This window comes from Kitasatospora sp. NPDC094028 (genome assembly GCF_049543595.1).
GTDB lineage: Bacteria > Actinomycetota > Actinomycetes > Streptomycetales > Streptomycetaceae > Kitasatospora.
The window spans coordinates 16,209-37,213 of the sequence record NZ_JBMVFA010000051.1 but is presented as its reverse complement, the minus strand read 5'-3'; the positions used below and the strand labels follow the sequence as shown (position 1 = coordinate 37,213).

Genomic DNA, 21,005 nt, shown 5'->3' with positions numbered 1-21,005 from the left:
TCGCGGACACGGCAGTGCCGTCATTTCTCCTCGACATCTCCGAGCTCGTTGATCACTAACTTCCTCCGGAAGCCGTCGACAAACGCTGTCCCCAGACATCAACGAAGCCAGGGCAGGCCTCGCCGGGGGGGTTGTCTGCCACGGAATGGTCAGCTGTGTTTGCCATGAGCAGTGTCAGTGGCAGGTCATGGTTGCGTGTGCGCCCACTGCGGTGCCGATGGTTGGATGCGGGCCCTGCATGCACGGCAAGCGGTTCAGGGCGGTTTAGCTCGAAGGTGTAGTTCGCACGCCGTTGCTCAGCAGGTCCTTTGCCGTACTGCTGACACTTCTGCTCATGGGGCGGGTGTCGGCCGAGCAACGCGCCACGACTGTGGCCAGGCTGCAACAGCTTCGCAAGCGCGGGCCTGTACGCACTGCGGGCACTCCAGCCGGTCAGGGCCGGCCTTCTCGTCCAGCTCCAGCACCGAGCACTCCTTCCCGCCGATCGAGCCCCGGCACGTCCAGCACGGGCGCAGCGCGGCGTTGGCCGTGCGGGCGGCCTCCAGCTGCTCTTCGGCCTCCCGTTCCAGGCGCTCCTCGCGGTCCTGGTGGCAGGGCCGGCAGCGGCCACCCGGGCGGCGGGTCCACTCGGCCTGTCCCCCGGGGCCGTACTCCCAGGTGCTCTCCTCCTCGGGAACGTCGCCGCAGTCGACGCAGACCAGGGAGTCCATCAGCTCCTGGTGGGCCTGGTCCTCCTCGTCCTCGCGGGCGGCCTGGCGCAGGTCGTAGGCGGCCCGGTCGTTCGGGTTCTCCAGCGCCTCGACGAGGCAGTGCCGGCCCGAGCGGCCCGCGCTCGGCCAGCAGCTCCAGCGTGATCGCGACCCAACGGGCACGGCGTCGTCGTACACGCGCCAGCCGTCGTCGTTGCAGTCGCGCACCTCCCTGCGCCACCGGCCGCCCCACGTCTCCGCCGACAGGTCCGCCACGGCCTGCTGCCGGTTCGCCAGCGCGACGGGCCCGGCACCGGTGACGACCAGCGCGACCAGCGGGTACCCGGCCTGGGCGTCGGTGCCGGGCCAGGCCCGCCGCCACCAGAGCACCGTGCGGTCGGCCGGTTCCCGGTCGGCGAGGGCCGGGTCGTTGTCGCGGACCTTCGTGCGGAACAGCTCGCGGTAGGCGGTGAACTTCGCGGCGACCCGCTGCGGCGCCATGGTGGAGCGGTCGACCTCGACCATCAGCACCGGCACCCCGATCTCCGGGACCTGCCACACCCCGTCCGGGCGCACCTTGCGCCGGCCGCCCGGCAGCACGAACTCGACCTCGGTCGCCCAGTCGGTCACGGTGCCGACCCCGCCCGCGGCTCCGGGCGCGGTGCCGCCAAGGACGAAGGCGAGCACGGTCTCGTTGACGGCCATCGCGTGCTGGGCACCGGACCGGCCGGCGCCCCGGGCCGTGCCGCCCATCTCCGAGCGGACCATCCCGAGCACAGCGGCGGCGGCGTCCAACCCGGCCGCGCCCTCCAGGCGCCAGGTCTTGTGCCGGTCCCGGGTGTTGCCGTCGGAGGCGACCAGGCCGTGCAGCGCGAGATCGCGCAGCGCCTGCCGGACCGCCTTGTTCGAGGTGACCGTCGGGCGCAGCAGACGCTGGAGCTGGTCTGCGGTGGCGACCTTGAGGACACCGAGCGCGCCGAGGACGTCGGAGCGCAGCGCCGTGGTCGAACCGTTCGGGTTGGCGGCACCGCGCCGGGCCTGTCCCCCGCAGAGCACCCAGAGGGCGTCTGGACAGAAGAGGCCTCAGCCATCGGCAGGAGGCTCTAGGCTGCCCCGTCAGGGCACGAAGTGACAAGGAGTCGGAAGTGAATCGCCTGGGGTGGGTCGCGGCCATGCTGGCGACGGCGGCCGTGGTGAGCGGATGCAGCGGCGGGAACGGCGGTGCCGGTGGCCGGCCAGAGGACGATCAGGTGCGACCGTACCGGCTGGCGTTGCCGGAGAGTCTGGGGCACGGCCGCTACACCCGCTCGCACGACGCGGTACCGGTCGACCCGAAGCTGGGGCAGGTCATGGCGGACCAGGTCGAAAACGCCAGCCCGGTGTTCGGCTGGTACTTGTCGGCGCCCAAGGACCGCGATGGCGCGCTCGCGATCGGGGTGACGGGCGTCTACGGCACCGTGCTGAGCCCGGTGACGGCGCGCGACCAATTCCTCGACGTCCTGGACCAGCGCAACAGGATCCAGGGCTTCATCGTCGGCCCGCGGACGATCACGCCGCCCCGCACCCGGGATCCGTTGCTGTGCCGAATCGTCCTGGTGCGATTGTGGAACGTCGACTCCACCCGGGCGGAGTGCAGTTGGGCGGACACCTCCGCCGTGGCAGTGGTCAGCGAGCCGCTCCGGGAGGGCGTCAGGCCGGAGAGCGTGGACCTGGACGCCCTCGCCGCCGAGGTGGCCACCGTACGCGAGGACGTCCGGGCGCCCCGCTGAACGGCACCCTCACAGCCCCGCGAGCAGCGTGGTCAGCGGGGTCGGCTCGGGACGGCGGCGCAGCAGTAACAGAGCAGTTGCGGCGGCCAGCAGGCGGACACGGCAGCAGGGTGGCGGCAGGGGCGACAGGACGGCGGCCTCGGTAGGCAAGCGGGCACGGCAGCAAGGCGGCGACGAGACAGCGGCGGCGGCCGGTGGCCGGACCGGACGGCGGTGCCGGACCAGGTTCGGCGCCACCAGTGCACCGTCCGGTCGGCCGGCTCTTTCTCCGCGAGGGCTGGCGGAGTTCGTGACCCTGCCGCAGGCCGGCCGGGCGAAGGCCTGGCACCTCACCGCGGCCGGCTCCGCAGTGACCGCCACCTTCCCCGAGGCCCTACGCCCGGGCGTCCCGGTGCCGGGCTCGGAGAAACCGGCGGTGCGGCACGGGCGCGAGCACCTGCTCGACGTCGGCCGGATCCACGCCGCCTTCGTCACCGACGCCCGCGCCCGCGGCGAGGCCTGCGGCCCGCTCGACCTCCTCCCCCCACCCGGAGCTGCCCGCCGGCGGCGGTGTGTACCGGCCCGCCGCCCACCTCGCCTACACCGCCGGCACCGGCGGCGAGGACCAGGTCGTGGCGCACCAGGCAGAGCCGGGTTCATCCTTGAACAACGCCCGCGACGAAGCTGACGCCGGGCCGCCCCGCGCAGCTCACTTGGACACGGCGTGGAGCCGGCGTAGCGGTCCGGCCCGGTCGGACGAGTGTCCGCGGGTCGGCGCTGGGCTGGGGCCGGTATCCGCCGCTTCAAACACCGGAGCGTGGCTGCCGTGCACACCCGCTGTCGGCGGAACGGCTGTACGACCGCCCGATTTTCCCCCGTACGCCCCGGCTCGTGCCCGCGGGCCCGGTCTGACGGTCAGAAGGGCGGATCCCCCTCCCAGCCGCCGCCCCAGGACAGGCCGGAGACGTAGGGGCTGCGGTCGTCGTCGCCGGGCTGGGCAAGGCCGTTGGTGTCATGGCCCCAGGCGGTCAGGGCGTCAAGGGCCTGCCGGCGGCGCCATCGCGTGTCGCTGGCGAGCAGGAGGCGGCGGGCGCGCTCGCCCAGGTGGTCACGGTGCCCGGCCAGGCCGGGGTGTTCGGCGAATGCCAGGGCGGCGGACAGCGCAGTATCGCGCACGGCTGCGTCGGGGTCGTCGAGGAACGGTGCGACGGCCAGGTACAGCACCGGCCTCAGGGCACGCACGGCGGCCATCGCCGGGTAACCCTCCAAGTAGTCCTCGTCGACGTACTGCTGGCCGGCCTTCACGCAGGCGTCGTCGCTGTCGTAGGCGACGCCTGCCAGCCACTCCAGCAGCAGCACGCACACCCCGTCCGCCGCCCCGGAATGTTGCGCCGCTCGGCGCGCCAGAACAGCCGCGATACACAACGCCGCCGGCACGGTTGCCTCGTAGATCGTGTTCTGATGCCGCAGCCCGAGGTCACCGAGAGCCTGCCTGGTCTCCCCCACGGTCAGGTCCGGACCCAGCAGCCGGGCCAGCACCCGGGGCACCTCTTCGTCCGGCCCGAACCCGGTGTCCAGAGACAACCAGTCCGTCCCCCGCACCACCACCCACGGATCTGGCAGAACCTCAGGCACAGGCAGACCGGAGTACGAGTCGGAAGTCGTCACCCGCCGCACCCTACGACCCACCACGGACACCGAAGCCACCGCCCAAGGCACTGGCGGCTCGGTTCGAAGCCGGTCCGCTGCCCGCTCGGGGGTCCGGGTGCGGACCGGCCTCCCCAGTGTGTGCGCGTCGGCTCCGCCAAGCCCGCTCCCGACCCGCACGCCCCGCCCTCTCCAACCACCCCTCTCCAGCCCCCGCCGCCACCCCCAGACCAGCGAACGGCGAGGACGGGGCCGGGCGGGCGTGGGAGCGGCGCTGGCGCTCCTTCCCCCGGCTGCTGGTCGTCCTGGCCGGCACGGCCGCCTCCGGGGTCCGCGGCGCGGTGGCAGACCTGCGCCTCGCCGCCGAAGAGAACCCCGCCGTCGCCCACATGCTCACCACCGTCCCGGCCCGCGCCACCCGGATCGAAGACCTCACCCAGCGCGGCCCCGCCTCCCCCATCTGGCACCCACTCGGCAGCAGCGGGCGGGCGTGCGGCTGGACCGAGCCGTAGGGCGGTCGGCGCGGGAACGGCGAAGGGGTGGCCCGAGCGGCGCTGCAGGCCCTGTGGTCGGCAAGGGCCTCCCCCATGCTCGGCCGTGGGCCTACCCACGACTGAGCAACCGCCCGCATGAGGGTCAGCCGGACCTCGTCAACCACTCGACAGTGGCGAGGACGACTGGCCCGACAACACCCGCGAGGCTGAACACTGCGCGGCGCGCAGCCTCCTTCGCTGAGCTCAGGGTCGGCTTGGGCTCGACCGGCGCGACGGCACGGTGATGCGGCTTGGACACGGCGAACTCCCGGTGAAGAACCTGATCGGGTTGGACCAACCCGCTTACGGACACGCGCAGTCGTTGGTCCAGCCGGTCGGCGCGTGTCAGGCAGGGCCCGGAGACGGCGCGTACCACGACCTGCAGGGGCGCCGTGGGGCATCCGATGGCAGGCCTGGCCAGGGCTGACGCCCGACAGCCCCGGTGCCGCAGATGCCGCGGAAGTAGGTGCAGAACGGCTGCGCCTACGCCTTCGCCTGCGAACCCTGCGCCCAGGCCACCCTCCTCTGGCAGTGCTGAACCCGCCGATCCGACGACACCCGGCGGCATTCCACACCACCCCGGCCATCCCCCGGCCGCGGCAAGGCGTAGCCCGGCGCGGGATTGGGTCTGGTCGAGGCGCAGCGCGCGCTGGTGGCCGTGCGGGCAGAGCGCCGCGCCCACCTGGCCGCGCTCGGGCCCTGGGGCGGTGAGCTGGAAGCCGCCGGGCGGCTGAGCAAGGAGCGGCTGGCCGGGTGCGGGCGCACGGTCCGTCAGTACCGGCTGCGCCGTACGACGGGCCGGACAGCAGGCGCCGGAGCGGCACCGCGCAGCGCGATGGCCCCGGCACGGGTGCGCTCCAGCCAGCCCATGACCTGGCGCAGCGTGGCGGGGTCGAGGGCGTTGGTGAGTTCGCGGACGGCCTGGTGGTCGTCTTCGGTTAGGTGGTGAAGCCCGGCGCGTTCCAGGGCGGTGTAGAGGGGCTGGGCTGCGGTGCCGGCCAGGCGGCGGTGGGCGACGTCGGTGGTCCGGTGGGCCTGGTGGGTGGCCTCGCGGGCGCGGTCGGCGATGTCGCGGCAGTGGCGTGCGGCGCGCAGCGCCTGCTGGAGGTCGACGTCGTGGTCCTGGTCGTAGCGCTGCGCCCCGGTGCTGGTGATGTGGTCGTGCAGGCGCTGCCACTCGGCCAGGGCGTCGGCCGCGGTGGCGGCGGCGGACTCGTGGCCGGCGTCGGTGTGCCGGTCGGCGCGGCGCTCCTCGAACCGGGCCTGTTCCAGTGCCTGTTCGGTGCTCTCCAGGGTCATTCCGGACGCCTGGCTGCGGACCCGGCGGCGGACGTCGCCGAGCAGTTCGTGTTCCCGGCCACCGGGGTCGATGTCGTCGGCCTGGTCGTCGTCGGCGGGGTGCTGAGCGAGCGCGGCGTGCAGGGTCGATCCGGCCTGCCAGGTCTCGGCGTGCACGAGGGGCTGCGGCTGGCCGTCCGGTCCGGTCCCGACGACGATCCGGCCCTCGACCACGGCGACCCAGCCGTTCAGACCGTCGACGTCCTTCTCCATCCAGCCGCGGGCCAGGCCTGCGCCGTGGTGGAGGGTGCGGACGCTCTCGTCGCCGGTCCAGCGCAGCCAGATCGCGCCGCGCACCAGCGGCGAGTCCAGGATCGCCCGGCCCAGGTCCCGGTCGGCGGGCGCGGGCCGGCTGCGGGAGGCGGACAGTTCCAGCCGGGCTTCGGCACGCTGGCTTTCAGCCCGCCAGGGTGCCGGTCCTGCCGGTCGTCGGGGACGGGACAGTGCGCAGCCGGGTGGGCGGTGGTGTGGGCGTGGGCGCACGGGCGGCGGCGAGGTACTGCGGGATGACGGCGGCCAGGCCCTCGGCGGCCTCCAGGAGGAGCGGGTCTTCGCCGGGCCGGTCGAGGAGGGCTTGGGCGAGGTGGAGCGCGGACTCGAGGACGGCGGCCGGGGTGCGGACGTGGCGCAGCGCGGCGATGGCGTCGACGGCTTGCTCGGCGGGCCGCTGGGCGTCCGGGCGGGCGGGTGGGTCCGAGGCGGCGTGCGGGGCCGCCCAGGGCGGCTGTGGGCGGCCTGGGGGGCGTTGGGGGGCCGACAGCGCGCCGGGTGGACGACGGATTGCTCACGGCGGTTCAACGAGTCCGGGGGCGGCCCGGTGGCGGGCAGTTGCTCGCCGGGCGGTGTCCGGACCGCCCCACATAGGCTCTGACCTGGGGGCGATACCGTTCCGCGGCGAATCATCAGGTGCTCACAAGACACCCGGGTCGGTGCTCCACACGGTGCCTGACAAGGTGTCAGAGAAGACGCCTCACAAGATGCACCGGCCGGTCGGCGGAGGACCGGGGCGGCGTCGGCGTCGATCAGGCCCTCCTCCAGGGCCACCGGCCCGGCGGGCGGGGCCAGGTCGGCGGTGGCCGGCACCGCGGCGGCGGGCTGCTCCTGGTCGTCGCCGTCGGTCGGGGTTTCGCCTCGCGGGGCGGAACCGTCGTCCTGGTCGGCGTCGGCCGGGGCGGTGTCGTTGTCCCAGATGTCGATCCGCTCGCGCATGCGGCGGTTGACTCGTTCGCGCTCGGTGAGGTCGGGCCAGCGGGTCTTGTCCCTGATCTCCTGGGCGGCGGAGTAGACGCGGTGGCTGTAGCCGGGCAGCCGCAGGGCCAGTTCCATGAAGGCGGCGACCGGGTCGCCGGTCTCGGTCTCCTCCAGGAACCAGGTGAGCTTGCGGCGCAGCGCGTCGGCGAGGCCGAGGAGGTGTTGGCCGTCCTCGCCCCAGCGGTCGTCCCCGGCCTGGACGGCGGCAGCAGGTGCAGCGTGGTCCGGTGCAGCGCCCGGGTCGGGTACAGCAGGTGCAGCATCGAGCGGTACAGCGGCGGGACCGGGTGCAGCGTCCGGAGCAGCCGGCGGTGCAGCAGCCTCGGCTGCTGCTTCGCGGGCCTTGGCCTTGGCGCGGTCGTTTTTGCTACGGCAGGATCGGGAGCAGTACTGCTTCGGGCGCCCGGTCGGGCCCTTCGGCGCCGGGTTGGAGCAGCCGGGGCGGGCGCACTGCCGAGCAGGGGCCGCGTCGTCGGCCGGCTGGTCGGTGGCGGCGGTCGGCGGGGCGCTGTCCATCCCGGGATCGTAGCCATCAAGGTCGGCAGCCTGGCGGGAGTTTCGCCTCGCGGGGCGAATCTCTGGACCTTGGAGGCGGGGACAAGGGGGTTCTGCAGCGCACTCGGCCAGGTTGTCCCGGGGCGGTGCTGTACTCCGGGCGGAGGGTGCAGCAGGGTGCAGCACGGCCTGGTGCTGCACCGCCGGCGGTCCCGGCCGGGGCGCCGCACGGTGCGGCACGGCCTGTCGGTGCAGCGGGGAGCCAGCCTTCGCCGCGGGCCGCTCCGCAAGGCCGGTCCGGCTCGCTCTGCGCGGGCCCGCAAGGACCACTTGCGTGCGCGACGGACCGCGTTGCGCATGCGCAGGGGGGGTGCGGGGCGGATGCGCATCCGGTGCGGACCGGGTGCTCGGGCCGGGTCCTGGGTCCGGTCCCCCGGCTGGGCGGTGCGAAGGACCGGAGCCGGGTGCGGGCGGCCCCGCACATGCCCTGACCTGCGATGGAAAGTTTGGTGGGGCGAAACTCACCGGTCTGGCGGGACGAAACTCACCGGGTGCGGAGGAGAACTCACCGGCCTTGCGGAGTGCGGTGCGCGGCCGTGCGCGGACGGCGGCCGGCGCCACGCGCAGGTGCGGGATGCGCGGGGTGCGGTGCACAGCCGCGTAGGGGCTGACCTGCGGTGGGGAGTTTGGCGGGGCGAAACTCACCGGCCTTGCGGGGCGGAACTCACCGGCCTTGCGTGTCCTTGACGGTGCTGGTGAGTTCACCGGTCATGACGAACATGACCGTCCTGCCGGAGGCCGCCGGGCCCACCACCGAGGACGAGGACCAGGAGCAGCGGGAGCAGCAGGCGGTGAACGAGCTGCTTGCCGAAACGTCGGAGGTGGGGCACCGGGCGGCCGAGTGGGTGCGGGGAGCTCGCGGCCCGACAGTCGGAGGCCGGCCACCGCGCGGTGCTGGAGCGCGCGGCCGACGCTGTGGAGCGGGCCTCCGGACGGGAAGTTGTCCCGGGTGGCGAAGGGCAGCTCGACGAGAAACTGGCGTACGACCTCGGCGCCGACGTCGTCGCCGGCAGCGTGGTCGCTGACGGTCTGCCCGTCTTGGTGATGGGCGAACAGATCGGGCTGGTCACCGTGTGCTCGGTGGCCGCAGCGATGCCCTCCTCGGTGCTGGGCGACTTCGAGAGCGAGCTGCCGGTGCTGGCCGCGTGATGGAGGCCGCCCGCGTGCTCGGTCTGGAGTCGGCCGGCCGCAGCCCGCGCTGACTTCGTGTTCATTGGCGATCACCGACTGGTAGGGCTTCGCCTGTCCAACGACCGGGGGGAACGCAGTGAGCGAGTCGGAGAACATCAAGTCGCTGATCATCAGCACGGTCCAGGAGCTGTGGGACGACAAGGAGGCGCTGGAGAAGTTCCTCGGCGTGGTGCGGCGCAGCCCCGGGTTCAGCGAGATGGCCGACGAGTTCGGGAGGATAACCGTCCGGCCGGCGAACGCCACGTTCTACGGCGTCAGGAGCAAGGAGTTCCAGGCGTAGCCATGCGATCCGGTGGCCCGTCGCTCCCTGCCGGGGGCGGCGGGCCACTGCTGTGACCTGGTGGTGAGCGGACTAACCGGCCGTGGTGAAGGTGAGTCCTCCGGGACCGAGCGGCCTGCGCGCACCGGCGGCGCTCTGGCGGGGGAGATCGGGCTCCGAGGACGGCGGCTCCTGGAAGAGCGAGCGCTCCACCGGGATCAGCCGTTCGCGTTCCTCGCTCGGCGGCTGGTCGGTGGAAGGCTCGGAGAAGGGCTGCCACAGGGGGCGCCGGTCGGCGGTCATGATCACCAGTCTTCCAGCTTCGTGTGCCTCAACCGCGCCTGCCCCGGAGCACCGAAGGTCGCTGGCCCGGCACGATGGATACAGGCACGGGCGAGGAGACAGCGATGCGCACCGGGGACATCGTGGTCGGCGAGACCTACATCGCGAGCATCCCCCAGCGGCTCCCGGAGCAGCTGCGCCGTCCAGGAGACACGCCCGAACAGTGGCGGGCGAACATGCAGCTGCACCTGGTCCGCGGCCGGCGCATCACGGTGACCGTGACCGGCTTCGGCGAGGAACCCGACATGGTGGTGGTCAGCCGGGACGTCCCGGCCGGGCGCGTCGCGCTGCGGCTGACCGCCGAGCAGGCCGCGGCCCTCGACCTCGCCGAAGGCCAGGAGTACGAGATCACCGGCATCGTCACCGACGCCGACTGCCAGGCCCTGACGTTCCCCGGCACGGTCGCCCACACCATCCCGACCCGCTGGCTGCGCCCGGCCGACGAGCAACTGGTGCTCCACCCGGAGACGGACCTCTTCCACCGGGCGCTGGTGTGCCGGGACGCGGACGGGATGGCACCGCCGGAGATCGACCGGGCAGCGGAGAAGGCGCTGGAGCAGCTCCAGCGCGTCCGGGGCCTGGCGCTGGAGGACCCGAACGTCGACCATTCGGTGCTCACCTCCGAGGCGGACCACCGGGAGTGGCTGCGGATCGCCGAGCGGGTGCGGGCCGCCGGACTCGCCGTCTACGACCCGCGGGCCGATCCGGACGCCGTGGAGCACCCGTCACTGGTCCGGTTCCGGGAGTCCTGACGAAGGCCGGCGGCCGGTTGCGGTCGGCTGTCCCACCCTTGTCCCAGGTCCGGACGCAGAGTGTCGTGACCTGGGGTTTTAGGGTGGGACTGTCCTAGCGAATCGGGCGTAACGGGCGTGCTGGGACAGGGGTGTCTCAACTTTGTCCCAGGCCGACGGCGGCGCGGTGCCCGCCGGTGATGGCCCGGATTGTGCGTCTTGGGTCCGGCGGGCACCGGCAGCAGCGTAGCGGGCGCGGCCCGGCCGTCCCGGGCGAAGGCGCGCGGTGCCTGCGGGATTCGGCCGGGGACATGCCTGCGGCACGCTGCGTTCGGCGCAAGGTCGTCGACGGCCGCAGCCGGCCGGGACAGGCTGAGGTCTCTGATCTTGGTCGTCCTGGAGGTGTGCCGCGTGAGCGGAAGCGCGGTGCACCCGGACGACTGCCCTTGCGAACGCCATGTCCAGGTACGAGCGGTGCATCCGGACACGGGGATCCGAAGCTGCAACCACAAGATCCACGGCTTGACCTGCGACGACTACAACGCGCTGTTCCGAATCTGCGGCGCGCGCTGCTCCGTCTGCGAGAGGGCCCCAGTCCTCGTCGGTCCGCTGGTCATCGACCATGACCACCAAGGGGCCGTGGGTGATCCCCAGTGGATCCGCGGGCTCCTCTGCCGCGGTTGCAACGTGCACCTCCAGTCGTACGAGGAGAGCCCGGAAGCACCCTGGACCTTCCCTGAGCCGGGCATGTGGGCGTTCATGCGCTATCTGGCGAGCCCACCGGCTCACGCGCTGGTCCTCAGCCCGGCCAGCGCGTTCGGACGGACCGCTCCCCGAGGATGGATCGAGCGCAACAGGCGGCTCGACTCCAAGGATCTGCTGGTGAACTTCGGACGGGTCCGCGGCGATGAACTGCCTCCCGCGCGGCGCGCAGACAGCTCTCGAATCCCCTGGGCAGGCCGGTGACGAAGTCGGCCGGCACCACGAGGGGCCGTCCAGGTCGCGGCGCACCGACAGGTGAAACCGCCGCTCGGTGGAACTCCATGAATTTTCTCCAGGGATATTGCAGCACAGACGGCATTGGTCGGGCAGGGAAGGGGCGGGACCCGCTTGGCAGGTGATGTCTGAACGGTCGGCGGGCCTGCAGGCCGTGGATCATCGGCCGTGCCTCCGAGAAGGACAGTCACGGCATACCCGCCGACCACCAGCACCGCCCAAGCAGCCACCGCACCGCGTTGCCATCGCTTCACATCGTCCCCCTCGCCTGCACCGGGGCAGCGGCCACTGTATCCAGCGCACCCACGAGCACGGCGAACAAGGCCCAGCCCGGCACCACGAAACCGAACACCAACCCCGCCACCACCCCCAGCCACCGAAATTCCAACCCGAATTCAGAACACCACCAGCAACCAATCCGCCAAAACAACCGCACGGAATACCCGGTGGAATTCACCCCGAAAACCGACCCACAAAACCCCACCAGCCCCCGCCTGGCCCGACCCGACCCGCGACCCCACCCCGCCAGCACACACAGTCACCAAACCCCGGACGGCATCAACCCCACGCACACCCCCAACAGGTCCAACCAAAGGTCCAGACAATCTGGCCTATAGGGCCATTTCACGCCCAACACAACCAACAGGTCACACCTAACCCCGGTCCGAGATTCACTCCCCTTGCCAGGCGAACGAGGGCCAGCGCCACGCGGCCCAGGCGTGCCAGTCGGCCCAACCCAGTGGGGGCGCGTCGAGGGTCCGCCCGCCCAGCTCGGCCGCGTCCGGCTCCTCGAAGTGGGCGTGCCCGTCGAGGATGTCGTCCTCGGTCATCGGAAGGGTCTCGTGCGGCATCGTCGCCCAGCGGTGGGCGATCCGGGCGCGCTGGATGTCCGGGTCGACCGGAAGGTAGACCATCCGGCAGGACCCGCCGGCGGACTGCGCCAGCCAGCGGATCGCGGTGCGCTCGTCCCGTCCCCAGCAGCCGAAGTCCACCACCACGTCGGCGCCCGCCCGCAGCGCCTCCAGACCGATCGTCAGCAGCCGCCCCTCAAGGACGTCCCGCTTGCCGTCGGCCTCGAGTCCGTCGAACAGCGGAATCATCCACTCATCGGGGCTCAGCCTGACCGCGCGGTACCGCCCGGCGAGTCGACGGGCCTCCGTGGTCTTCCCGGCGCCGGGCAGGCCCACCATCAGGAACAGCGTCGCCATGGCCCGATGGTGGCAGCCCACAGAAGCCCGGGGCGAGCAGTTTTCTCAGACCGTCGGCTACGGGCTAGCCTCTTCGCACGGCCCAGCGACCCGCCATGTCGTCGTCCGCCAAGATCCACGAGGCACCCCCAGGCACCAGCCATGATCACACCCGTGTCTTCGGCGGGTAGAGCTTGGCGTGCAGCACCCGCGTCTCCCACCACGGATCGGCCGGGGCGGATACCAGCGCGGCCATCTCCCGTTCTCACCCCACCCACAGGACCCCAGCCCACACACCACCCCACATCCCAACTACACCCCCCTCGAACCTCATGACTCCCGTGATGTGGACACACCTGACAACGGCAACGTCGACCTGCTCGGGGGCTGACGGGCCGTCATCGGACGGCGTCCTGATAGGCCCTCAGGGCGGCGGGGTCGTCGATGCTGCCGTGGTGATGGTGCTGGCGCCAGCTGCCGTCCTCGTAGCGGAAGTAGCGGCTGGTGCGGATGTGCAGCGGGGCGGTGGTGCCGTCGGGGGCGGTGTAGGTGCCGGTCTCCCGGCCGGCGAAGACGGCGTGGTCGGGGCCGGTGTAGGTGAGGACGTCGCCGAAGGTCACCCGGACGTTGGCGGAGCCGGCGAAGACCTTCTCGTACAGGGCGGCGATGGCCGGCCCGCCGCGCAGGATGCCGCCGAGCGGGTTGTTGAGCTGGGCCAGCGGGCCGGTGGTCCAGGTGGCGCGCAGGGCGTCCAGGTCGCGGTGGTTCAGGGCGTAGTAGAAGGATTCGAGGGCGGCGAGCGCGCCCTGCGGCGACGGGTCGGCTGCCTGCTGCAGGCGGTTGCGGGAGTCGGGGCCGAACGAGATGTCTGTCATGGCTGTGCCTTTCCGGAAAGGGCCCGGTCAGTCGACCAGGTAGGGGGCGCCGACGATCCAGCCGCCGGGTTTCGGCTCGGGCAGCGGGGCGTCGAGGTCGTCGGGGTCGAGCAGTTCGACCGGGTCGCCGAGGCGGATGGCGCCGGGGCGGCCGACCCAGCAGTCCAGCGCGAGGAGGGTGTCGAACTCGTGGTGGATGCGGCGCAGCACGTCCAGGTTCTGGGTGCCGTCGTCGGGGTCGATGGTGGTGATGATGCAGCGCGAGCGGAGTTTGCGTACGCCGATCAGCGCGTCACCGATCCGCAGTACCTTGCCCGGCCAGGTCCGTTCGGCCACCCCCGGCACTCCGCCGATGACCAGGTTGGGCCGCAGTCGCCGGCCGTCGTGGCCGAAGGCCTCGATCCCGCCGTCGGTGGCGACCGTCACGGGCAGCACGTCGAAGCGCTCGGGGCCGGTGTAGCACACCGGCTCGGCGCCTTCCCCGGCCGCCGCCCGTACCGCGGCCGCGGCGCGCGGGTCGTGCCAGGGCAGGCCATCGATCAGGACCTCGCCGTCCGGGCCCGTGGTGCCGGACAGCGACAGCAGCCCGTGGCGGGTGCGGGCGGTGACGACGCGTCCGCGCTGGCGTACGTGTACCACCCGGTCCCCGGGCACGCCGTCCGGGGTGAGCGCCGTCGCCGCCAGTTGCTCGCCGCGCAGCGACTTCACCGGGTAGCGCCACAGCTCCTTGACGTACATCAGACCTCCGTGGTGGGCAGTGCGCGCAGGCGGCTGACGGGGGAGAGCACGACCGGGATCACCATCAGCGCCGAGGCGACCGCCACGACCGCCAGCGCCGTGCGCACGCCGAGCGCGTCGGCCAGCAGCCCGCCGAGCAGGCCGCCGAGCGAGCCGCCGCCGAACAGCAGGGTGCGGAACGCGGCGGTCATCCGGCCCATCATCGGCTCCGGCGTCGAGGTCTGACGCAGACTCACTCCGAGGACGTTGGCGACCCCGAGCCCGAGGTAGGTGAGGAAGAAGGAGGCGATGAAGAGCCCGAGGACGACGGTGCGCGACCCGGTGGCCAGCGGGACGAGCAGCGGGCCGGTGAACATCGCCGAGAGCGCGAGGGCGTACACCCGCCCGAAGCGGAACCGGGCCAGCAGCGCACGGGAGGCCGCCGCACCGATCAGCCCGCCGACCGAGGAGGCCGAGAAGACCAGGCCGATCAGCGCCGGGCTCAGGCCGCGCTCGCGCGAGGCGTAGAGCAGGAACATGGTCCAGACCGAGACCAGGAAGAGGTTGGTGAACGGCGCGACCAGCGCCACCGCGCGCAGGATCCGGTGCCGGGCCACGAAGGTGAGGCCTTCGCCGATCTCGCGCCGGATGTCGCGTCTCGTCGTGGGCTGCTCGGGCCCTGCCTCGGGGGTGCGGATCCACAGCAGCGTGCCGAGCGAGACCAGGTAGGAGACCGCGTCGGCGGCGAGCGCGATCGGCGCGCCCAGCGCGCCGATCAGGGCACCGGCGACGCCGGGCCCGGCCACGTCGGCGGCGGAGGAGGTGACGCCGGTCTTCTGGTTCGCCTCGACGAACTGTTCGCGCTCGCGCACCAGCGTCGGTACGAACGCCATCCAGCTGACATCGAACAGCACCGAGAACACCCCGATCGCGCACGCCAGTGTCAGCAGCAGCGGCAGGTTCAGGCGGTGGGTCGCGGCCAGCACCGGGATCGCCCCGATCAGCACCAGCCGCGCGCCGTTGGCCAGCAGCATCACGCGCTTGCGCCGCATCCGGTCCACCAGGGCGCCGAACACCAGCGCCAGGCCGAGGTAGGGCACCAACTGGAGGAAGCGCAGCAGACCGACCTGGCCGGGGCCGGCGTGGAAGGCGACGACGGCGGTCAGCGGCAGGGCGAGGGTGTTCACCTGGGTGCCGAACAGCGAGACCGTCTCGCCGAACCAGAACTTCAGGAAGTCGGCGTTGCGCCAGAGGGTGTCCGGCCGGGTGGTCACGGCGCGGGTCTGTTGCGGAGCGGTGAGGGTCGTCAAGGCCGCGCCTTTCTAACGGATGCCGTCTGCTGTCTGCGTTAGCAGCATGACAGAGGCTTCTAACGGATGCAACCGCTAACTATCGTTAGATAACCAGTGTCCTCGTGGAGCGTGAGCGGATGAAGACCATCGGACCGATCGGCGGCATGAGCCGGGAGTCGACCGCCTGGTACTACCGGCCGCTGAACGAGCTGACGCGGAAGCGGCTGGGCGGGCTGCACTCCGCGAAGTGCGTGCCGTACTCGGTCGATTTCGCCGAGATCGAGCGCCTCCAGGCCGAGGGGCGCTGGGCCGAGGCGGGCGAGGTGCCGGCGCCCTCCGCACGGGCGGTGGAGGCGGCGGGGGGCGGACCCTTGCCGACCCCTATGCCCCCTTGTGGCGCGCGTAGTGGCGAGCCGCGCGGGCGCGGTTGCTGCAGACGGGGCCGCAGAACTCCTGCCGCGCGTGCGCCTTGACGAAGAACTGCACACAGCCCGGGGCCTGACAGGCCCTCAGGGCCTCGCGGCGCTCGCTCCCGAGCAGCGCGATCGCGTCGCGGGCGATGGTGGCCATCTCGGCGTCGGCGGCCGAGGTGGCCGGGTCCGTCCGCTCCGCGATCGCCGGCCCGTCGGTGAGTTCGCTCCACGACGGCGCCGCCGCGGAGGCCCGGTTGACGACCGCGACCGCCTCCGGGGCGTAGTGGCCGCCGGTGGCCGCGGCCTCGATCAACGTCCTTACGGCGTCCCGGAGTTCGGTGAGCCGGTCGCGCTCCGCGGTGCGCCCGCGCTGCTCCAGCCAGGCCTCCATGCCGTCCCGTACGCGGCCGCGGACGGCGTGGACGGTGTTGGCCAGGTCGACGGCGGGTGAGGCTGCAGCATCCATGGATCTAATGGTACTAGATCGCATTTCCGTTAGAAAAGTGCCTTGACGCCGATCATCTAACGCCAATAGTCTCGTCTCACCGTTAGAACTTCGGCCCACTTGCGGACGCCCTGCCGTCCCCGCCAAGGAGTCAACCCCCCATGACCACTCGCGCCCTCATCGTCATCGACGTACAGGACTCCTTCCGCACCCACCCACTGTGGAAGACCATCAGCAACCCCGACATCGTCGACGACGTCAACCGCCTGGTGGACCACGCCCGGGCCCAGGGCGACCTGGTCATCTGGTGCCTGCACACCGAGCCCGGCACCGGCGGCGTCTTCGACCCCGAGCTGGGCCAGGTCGTCTACCAGCCCGGCCTGCGCGAGCCGCTCCCGGGCGAGCCCCAGATCCGCAAGACGTCCATCAACGCCTTCACCACCACCAACCTGCAGCAGCTCCTCACCGAGCGCGGCATCCGCGAACTCGCCGTCTGCGGCATCCGCACCGAGCAGTGCTGCGAGACCACCACCCGCGTCGGCGCCGACCTCGGCTACCAGGTCACGTTCGTCGCCGACGCCACCGCCACCAACCCCATCCCGCACTGGGAGGCCCCCACCGGCCGCACCCCCGACGAGATCCTCGCCGACCCCCGCACCCTCCCCGCCGAAGCCGTCCTCGAGCGCACCCTGTTCGCCCTCGCCGGCCGCTTCGCCACCATCAAGACCGTCGACCAGGTCGTCGCCCCCGCACCCGAAGCCGCCGCCCACTGAGCCCCGACCACCTCTGATCCTCCCGGAGCCCGCCATGCCACTCGTCCGCATCGACGCCCGGTCCGACCGATCCCCCCAGACTCTGCGCGCCATCGGCGACGGTGTGCACCGCGCCCTGGTCGACGCGATCGGGATACCGGCCGACGACCGCTTCCAGATCCTCACCACCCACCCCGCACCCGAACTCGTCTTCGACGAGCACTACCTGGGCATCGAGCGCCGCGACGTGGTCTTCATCCAGATCACCCTCGTCCGCGGCCGCACCCAGGCACAGAAGCTCGACCTCTACCGCCGCATCGCCGACAACGTCTCCGCCGAGGTACGCCCCGAGGACATCGTGATCACCCTCACCGAGAACGACCGAGCAGACTGGTCCGTGGGCAACGGCACCGCCCAGCTCGTCGAAGGGCCCTCGTCCTGACGGCGAGCCCGGTGCACACGTCCCGTCCCATCGCAGGGGCAGCTCCAGGCGAGCTGCCCCTGGACACGATGTTCGAGGGCGAGCAACTCGGCCGCCGGGTGCAGGCGCAGCGCCGGCTGGCCGGACCAGACCGTGGAGGCCGGCCCCGGAGGCGAGGACCAGGTCGTGGTGCACCAGGTGGCGCTGGGTTCATTCTTGAACAACGCCAAGGCGAGGCGGGCGAAGCTCAGCCCCGGTCAGCTCGCGCAGCTCGCCGAGCACGGCGTGGAGTGGGCGTAGCAGGCCGTCCCGGCCGGGCGGGTGCGTGGGCCCGGGGTAGGTGTCGGCCCCTGAGAAGGCACTGGAGGCCGTCGCCTCGTGGGTGGCGGCCCGCTGGCCGTGGGCGGGGTGTGTGCGGGGCTGGGCGGGGTTGGCCGGGGCGGTCTCAAAGTCACCGGTCGGGGTGCATTCCCCTGCTGCCTCGCGCGTACGGACGGGTTGGAAGCCGCGGGTCCTTTAGCGTGCGTCGGGAGCGATCCGGGCGGGCCGTCGTCCAGATCGTGACCCTACGGAGGTAACCGCCCATGACCGTCCCGATCCCCGAACTCACCGGGGACTACGTCCTCGATCCGACCCACACCCGCATCGGGTTCGTCGCGCGCCACGCCATGGTCACCAAGGTGCGCGGCGCCTTCCACCAGTTCGAAGGCACCGCCCACCTGGACGGCGTCGACCCCGCCAGGTCCACCGGCCAGGTCGTGATCAAGACCGAGAGCATCGACACCGGCGTCGAGCAGCGCGACCAGCACCTGCGCACCAACGACTTCCTGGACGCGCCGAACTACCCCGACATCACCTTCCGCACCACAGGGATCGAGCAGAAGTCCGACACCGGCTACCGGGTCACCGGCGACCTGACCATCAAGGACACCACCAAGCCGGTCACCATCGACTTCGAGTACACCGGCAACGCCGTCGACCCCTACGGCAACCTTCGGGTCGGCCTGGAAGGCTCGGTCACGATCTCCCGTAAGGAGTTCGGCGTCACCTGGAATGCCGCTCTGGAAGGCGGCGGCGTCCTGGTGGGCGACAAGGTCGTCCTGGAGTTCGACATCTCCGCGATCAAGCAGGGCTGACGCCGGCAGCGTCGATCAGGCCTGCTTTGCGGTCAGAGCACTAGTCAAACGCGCAGGTGCTTGACCCGGCCGTACGCCTCGTCCGCCGTCACCCACGCGAACGGCACCGCTGCGTCGATCGCGCGCGGCAGCATCCACCGGAACTGCTCGTTCTCCGTCGCGAACGGCACCTCATCAGGCACACCGGCCGCCCGGCTCGGTTCCCGGTGCGCGGCGCCGGTCACACGGGATCCGCGCCCGCCCCGCCTCGTCCGTACCGGGCAATTTTCGCCGTGTCCGGGGGGCGGTCGCGGGCGGGCGGGACGGGATGTGGCAGGTAGGAGGGCGGCGGGGTGTGTTCCGCTCCCGTTGACCTCCTCCCGTCGAATGGAGCCCCCATGCGCAGACGTCGCGGTGTCCTGATCGCCGCCGCCCTCCTCGCCCAGCTCGCCGCCGGGCCCTCCCAGGCCGTCGCGGCGGGGTGGGAGCCCGCCGAGCAGTGCGGGGTGGTGCGCGGCGGGGACGGGCCTCTGGGCGGGGCCGAGGTGACGCTGTACCAGGCCGGGGACGGCACGGGCGGGCGGCCGCGGGTGCTGGGCAGGGCGCGCAGCGCGGCGGACGGGCGGTTCACGCTCGACTACCGCCGCCCGGAGGACCCGCGCGCCGTCCTGTACGTGCTCGCCGACTTCGGGCGGGAGCGGCGCGGCGCCGAGCGCTCCCCGGTCACGCTCGCCGCGGTCCTCAGCGGGGCCGCCGCGCCGCCCGAGCTCGTCGTCAACGAGCGGACCACCGTCGCCGCGGCCTATGCCCTCGCGCGCTTCACCGGCCCGGGCGGCGTCACCGGCACCTACCCCGGACTGCAGAACGCCGCCGCCGTCGCGCACAACCTGGCCGACACCGGCACCGGCGAGATCGCCGCGCCGCTCGCCGCCCCGCCCAACGGGGACCGGACCTCGACGATGGCGGAGTTCAACACCCTCGCCAACCTGCTCTCCTCCTGCGTCAGCGCGGGCACCGGCGGCGCCTGCGACCAACTGCTCGACCTGGCCCGCCGCCCCGGCCACAACCGGCCCCACAACACCCTCCAGGCCGCCGTCGACATCGCCCACGACCCCGGGAACAACGCCGCCGCCCTGTTCGACCTCGCCGCGACCACGCCCCGCTACGGCCCCGCGCTCCCCGCCGCCCCCGACGCCTGGACGGTGGCGCTGCGTTACGACGGCAACGGCCACGAGGTCGACGGCCCCGGCAACCTCGCCTTCGACGCCGACGGCAACGCCTGGATCAGCAACAACTACGGCTACGACGCCGACCGGCTCGTCCCGACCTGCGGCGGCCGCACCGTCCTCAAGTTCACCCCCACCGGCCACGACGCCCCCGGCGCGCCCTACCAGGGCGGCGGCCTGTACGGCGCCGGTTTCGGCATCACGGTGGACGCGAAGGGCAGCGCCTGGGTCGGCAACTTCGGCTTCCAGGGCCGCGGTTGCCCGGTCGACCCGACCAGGCTCGAACGCAGCGTCTCCGAGTTCGCCCCCGACGGCGCCCCGCTCTCCCCGCCGCAGGGCTGGCGCGGCGCCGGGATCGTCCAGCCCCAGGGCATGTCCGCCGACCGCTCCGGCACGGTCTGGGTCGCCAACTGCGGCAGCGACAGCGTGGCCCGGATCCCGGACGGCGACGCCACCCGTGCCCGGGAGGTTCCGACGCCCGGCCTCAGCAAGCCGTTCGGCACCTCCGTGGACCCGGCCGGGCGGCTCTGGGTCAGCGGGAACGGCAGCGACACCGTCCAGGTCGTCGCCCCCGACGGCACCCCGGGGCCGACCGTCTCCGGCGGCGGCCTGAGCAAGCCGCTGGGCGTCGCCACGGACAGCCGGGGCAACGCCTGGGTGAGCAACAGCGGCATCCTGCCCGTGCCCTGCGGGAACGGCTCCGCAGACGACCTCGCGAACGCGGTGGGGGCCGAGGCGGGCCCGCGCCCGGGCACCTCGGTGACGTTCATCGGATCCGACGGCACCCCGGCGCCCGAGCCGTTCACCAACGGCGGCCTCTTCCTGCCCTGGGGCATCGCCGTCGACGGCGACGACACCGTGTGGGTCGCCAACTTCGGCGGCCGGCGCGTCGCGCGGCTGTGCGGCGTCAACCTCGCCGCCTGCCCGCCCGGCCACCGCACCGGCCAGCCCATCTCCCCCGCCGGCACCGGCTACACGAGCGACGGGCTGGAGCGCAACACGGGCGTCCAGATCGACCCCTCCGGCAACGTCTGGCTGGCCAACAACTGGCGGACCGTCCCGATCCAGACCAACCCGGGCGGCCACGAGATGGTCGTCCTGATCGGCGCCGCGGCGCCCGTCCCGGCCCCGAGGCTCGGCGGTCCCGCGCACCCCTGACCCACCGGCTCCCCACCGGAGGCCCTGAGCCACGGGTGCGCCACCCGGATGGGCCGGGTGCCGAAGCCGTCGGGGCGACTACCTGCCGGTACCGGTACCCGGCCCGGCCCGCCCGGGAACACTG

The 21,005-nt window shown here is 72.6% G+C and carries 20 protein-coding genes and 2 pseudogenes; 11 read left to right on the top strand and 11 right to left on the bottom strand.

Annotation, left to right across the window (positions count from 1 at the left end; all coding sequences use genetic code 11):
• Positions 1–332 precede the first annotated feature (332 nt).
• Complete coding sequence (locus ACPC54_RS39550) at positions 333–1,745, bottom strand: replication-relaxation family protein (RefSeq protein WP_498972146.1); 1,413 nt, start codon at positions 1,743–1,745, stop codon at positions 333–335.
• Between the two features lie 89 nt (positions 1,746–1,834).
• Here ACPC54_RS39550 and ACPC54_RS39545 point away from each other — a divergent pair, with 89 nt between their 5' ends.
• Positions 1,835–2,458, top strand: a complete 624-nt coding sequence (locus ACPC54_RS39545) for a hypothetical protein (RefSeq protein WP_498972144.1) — start codon at positions 1,835–1,837, stop codon at positions 2,456–2,458.
• A 9-nt stretch (positions 2,459–2,467) separates the two neighbouring features.
• Here the strand turns inward: ACPC54_RS39545 and ACPC54_RS39540 are convergent, their stop codons facing one another.
• The gene (locus ACPC54_RS39540; protein ID WP_498972142.1) at positions 2,468–2,608 is read right to left on the bottom strand and encodes a hypothetical protein; all 141 of its coding nucleotides are present in this window, start codon (positions 2,606–2,608) and stop codon (positions 2,468–2,470) included.
• Between the two features lie 744 nt (positions 2,609–3,352).
• Positions 3,353–4,105 carry a hypothetical protein gene (locus ACPC54_RS39535; protein WP_498972140.1) on the bottom strand — a complete coding sequence of 251 codons (753 nt, stop codon included), beginning with the start codon at positions 4,103–4,105 and terminating at the stop codon, positions 3,353–3,355.
• A gap of 116 nt (positions 4,106–4,221) precedes the next feature.
• Here ACPC54_RS39535 and ACPC54_RS39530 point away from each other — a divergent pair, with 116 nt between their 5' ends.
• Positions 4,222–4,596, top strand: a complete 375-nt coding sequence (locus ACPC54_RS39530) for a hypothetical protein (protein ID WP_498972138.1) — start codon at positions 4,222–4,224, stop codon at positions 4,594–4,596.
• 792 nt (positions 4,597–5,388) lie between these two features.
• Here the strand turns inward: ACPC54_RS39530 and ACPC54_RS39525 are convergent.
• Positions 5,389–7,722, bottom strand: coding sequence for a hypothetical protein (locus ACPC54_RS39525; RefSeq protein WP_498972136.1), 2,334 nt, complete (start codon positions 7,720–7,722; stop codon positions 5,389–5,391).
• Positions 7,723–8,652: 930 nt separating this feature from the next.
• Between ACPC54_RS39525 and ACPC54_RS39520 the strand changes: the two genes are divergently transcribed.
• Together ACPC54_RS39520 and ACPC54_RS39515 are read left to right on the top strand one after the other, a co-directional pair.
• Complete coding sequence (locus tag ACPC54_RS39520; protein ID WP_498972134.1) at positions 8,653–8,910, top strand: hypothetical protein; 258 nt, start codon at positions 8,653–8,655, stop codon at positions 8,908–8,910.
• 118 nt (positions 8,911–9,028) lie between these two features.
• Complete coding sequence (locus ACPC54_RS39515) at positions 9,029–9,232, top strand: hypothetical protein (RefSeq protein WP_498972131.1); 204 nt, start codon at positions 9,029–9,031, stop codon at positions 9,230–9,232.
• A gap of 72 nt (positions 9,233–9,304) precedes the next feature.
• On the opposite strand, the gene ACPC54_RS39510 is transcribed toward ACPC54_RS39515, so the two are convergent.
• A complete protein-coding gene (locus ACPC54_RS39510; protein ID WP_498972129.1) occupies positions 9,305–9,514 on the bottom strand; it encodes a hypothetical protein in 210 nt (69 codons plus the stop codon).
• Between the two features lie 104 nt (positions 9,515–9,618).
• Between ACPC54_RS39510 and ACPC54_RS39505 the strand changes: the two genes are divergently transcribed.
• Entirely contained in the window at positions 9,619–10,305 is a 687-nt protein-coding gene (locus tag ACPC54_RS39505) for a hypothetical protein (protein WP_498972127.1), read from the top strand.
• 390 nt (positions 10,306–10,695) lie between these two features.
• The gene (locus ACPC54_RS39500; RefSeq protein ID WP_498972125.1) at positions 10,696–11,250 is read left to right on the top strand and encodes an endonuclease domain-containing protein; all 555 of its coding nucleotides are present in this window, start codon (positions 10,696–10,698) and stop codon (positions 11,248–11,250) included.
• A 701-nt stretch (positions 11,251–11,951) separates the two neighbouring features.
• Here the strand turns inward: ACPC54_RS39500 and ACPC54_RS39495 are convergent.
• The 4 genes from ACPC54_RS39495 to ACPC54_RS39480 form a co-directional block, all read right to left on the bottom strand.
• Positions 11,952–12,488 carry a P-loop nucleotide/nucleoside kinase family protein gene (locus ACPC54_RS39495; RefSeq protein WP_498972123.1) on the bottom strand — a complete coding sequence of 179 codons (537 nt, stop codon included), beginning with the start codon at positions 12,486–12,488 and terminating at the stop codon, positions 11,952–11,954.
• Positions 12,489–12,865: 377 nt separating this feature from the next.
• Positions 12,866–13,342, bottom strand: coding sequence for a YybH family protein (locus ACPC54_RS39490; protein WP_498972121.1), 477 nt, complete (start codon positions 13,340–13,342; stop codon positions 12,866–12,868).
• A gap of 27 nt (positions 13,343–13,369) precedes the next feature.
• Positions 13,370–14,080: an MOSC domain-containing protein gene (locus ACPC54_RS39485; protein ID WP_498972119.1), complete on the bottom strand. Its 711-nt coding sequence runs from the start codon at positions 14,078–14,080 to the stop codon at positions 13,370–13,372.
• Complete coding sequence (locus ACPC54_RS39480; protein ID WP_498972117.1) at positions 14,080–15,369, bottom strand: MFS transporter; 1,290 nt, start codon at positions 15,367–15,369, stop codon at positions 14,080–14,082. The genes ACPC54_RS39485 and ACPC54_RS39480 overlap by 1 nt, the downstream gene beginning before the upstream one ends.
• Before the next feature lie 119 nt (positions 15,370–15,488).
• Here ACPC54_RS39480 and ACPC54_RS39475 point away from each other — a divergent pair.
• A pseudogene (locus ACPC54_RS39475) lies at positions 15,489–15,713 on the top strand (aspartate/glutamate racemase family protein); the annotation flags it as partial.
• 19 nt (positions 15,714–15,732) lie between these two features.
• Here the strand turns inward: ACPC54_RS39475 and ACPC54_RS39470 are convergent.
• On the bottom strand, positions 15,733–16,230 hold the full coding sequence (locus ACPC54_RS39470) for an ABATE domain-containing protein (RefSeq protein WP_498972115.1): 498 nt from the start codon (positions 16,228–16,230) through the stop codon (positions 15,733–15,735).
• Positions 16,231–16,370: 140 nt separating this feature from the next.
• Here ACPC54_RS39470 and ACPC54_RS39465 point away from each other — a divergent pair, with 140 nt between their 5' ends.
• The 3 genes from ACPC54_RS39465 to ACPC54_RS39455 all read left to right on the top strand — a co-directional run bounded on the left by ACPC54_RS39465 (position 16,371) and on the right by ACPC54_RS39455 (position 18,518).
• Entirely contained in the window at positions 16,371–16,982 is a 612-nt protein-coding gene (locus tag ACPC54_RS39465) for an isochorismatase family protein (RefSeq protein WP_498972113.1), read from the top strand.
• A 34-nt stretch (positions 16,983–17,016) separates the two neighbouring features.
• Positions 17,017–17,403 (top strand): tautomerase family protein, encoded by a 387-nt coding sequence (locus ACPC54_RS39460; protein ID WP_498972111.1) that lies wholly within the window; start codon positions 17,017–17,019, stop codon positions 17,401–17,403.
• Positions 17,404–17,966: 563 nt separating this feature from the next.
• Positions 17,967–18,518 carry a YceI family protein gene (locus ACPC54_RS39455; protein WP_498972109.1) on the top strand — a complete coding sequence of 184 codons (552 nt, stop codon included), beginning with the start codon at positions 17,967–17,969 and terminating at the stop codon, positions 18,516–18,518.
• 47 nt (positions 18,519–18,565) lie between these two features.
• On the opposite strand, the pseudogene ACPC54_RS39450 reads toward ACPC54_RS39455, so the two are convergent.
• A pseudogene (locus ACPC54_RS39450) lies at positions 18,566–18,724 on the bottom strand (IS701 family transposase); the annotation flags it as partial.
• 171 nt (positions 18,725–18,895) lie between these two features.
• On the opposite strand from ACPC54_RS39450, the gene ACPC54_RS39445 reads away from it, so the two are divergent.
• A complete protein-coding gene (locus tag ACPC54_RS39445) occupies positions 18,896–20,881 on the top strand; it encodes an NHL repeat-containing protein (RefSeq protein WP_498972107.1) in 1,986 nt (661 codons plus the stop codon).
• Positions 20,882–21,005 lie beyond the last annotated feature (124 nt).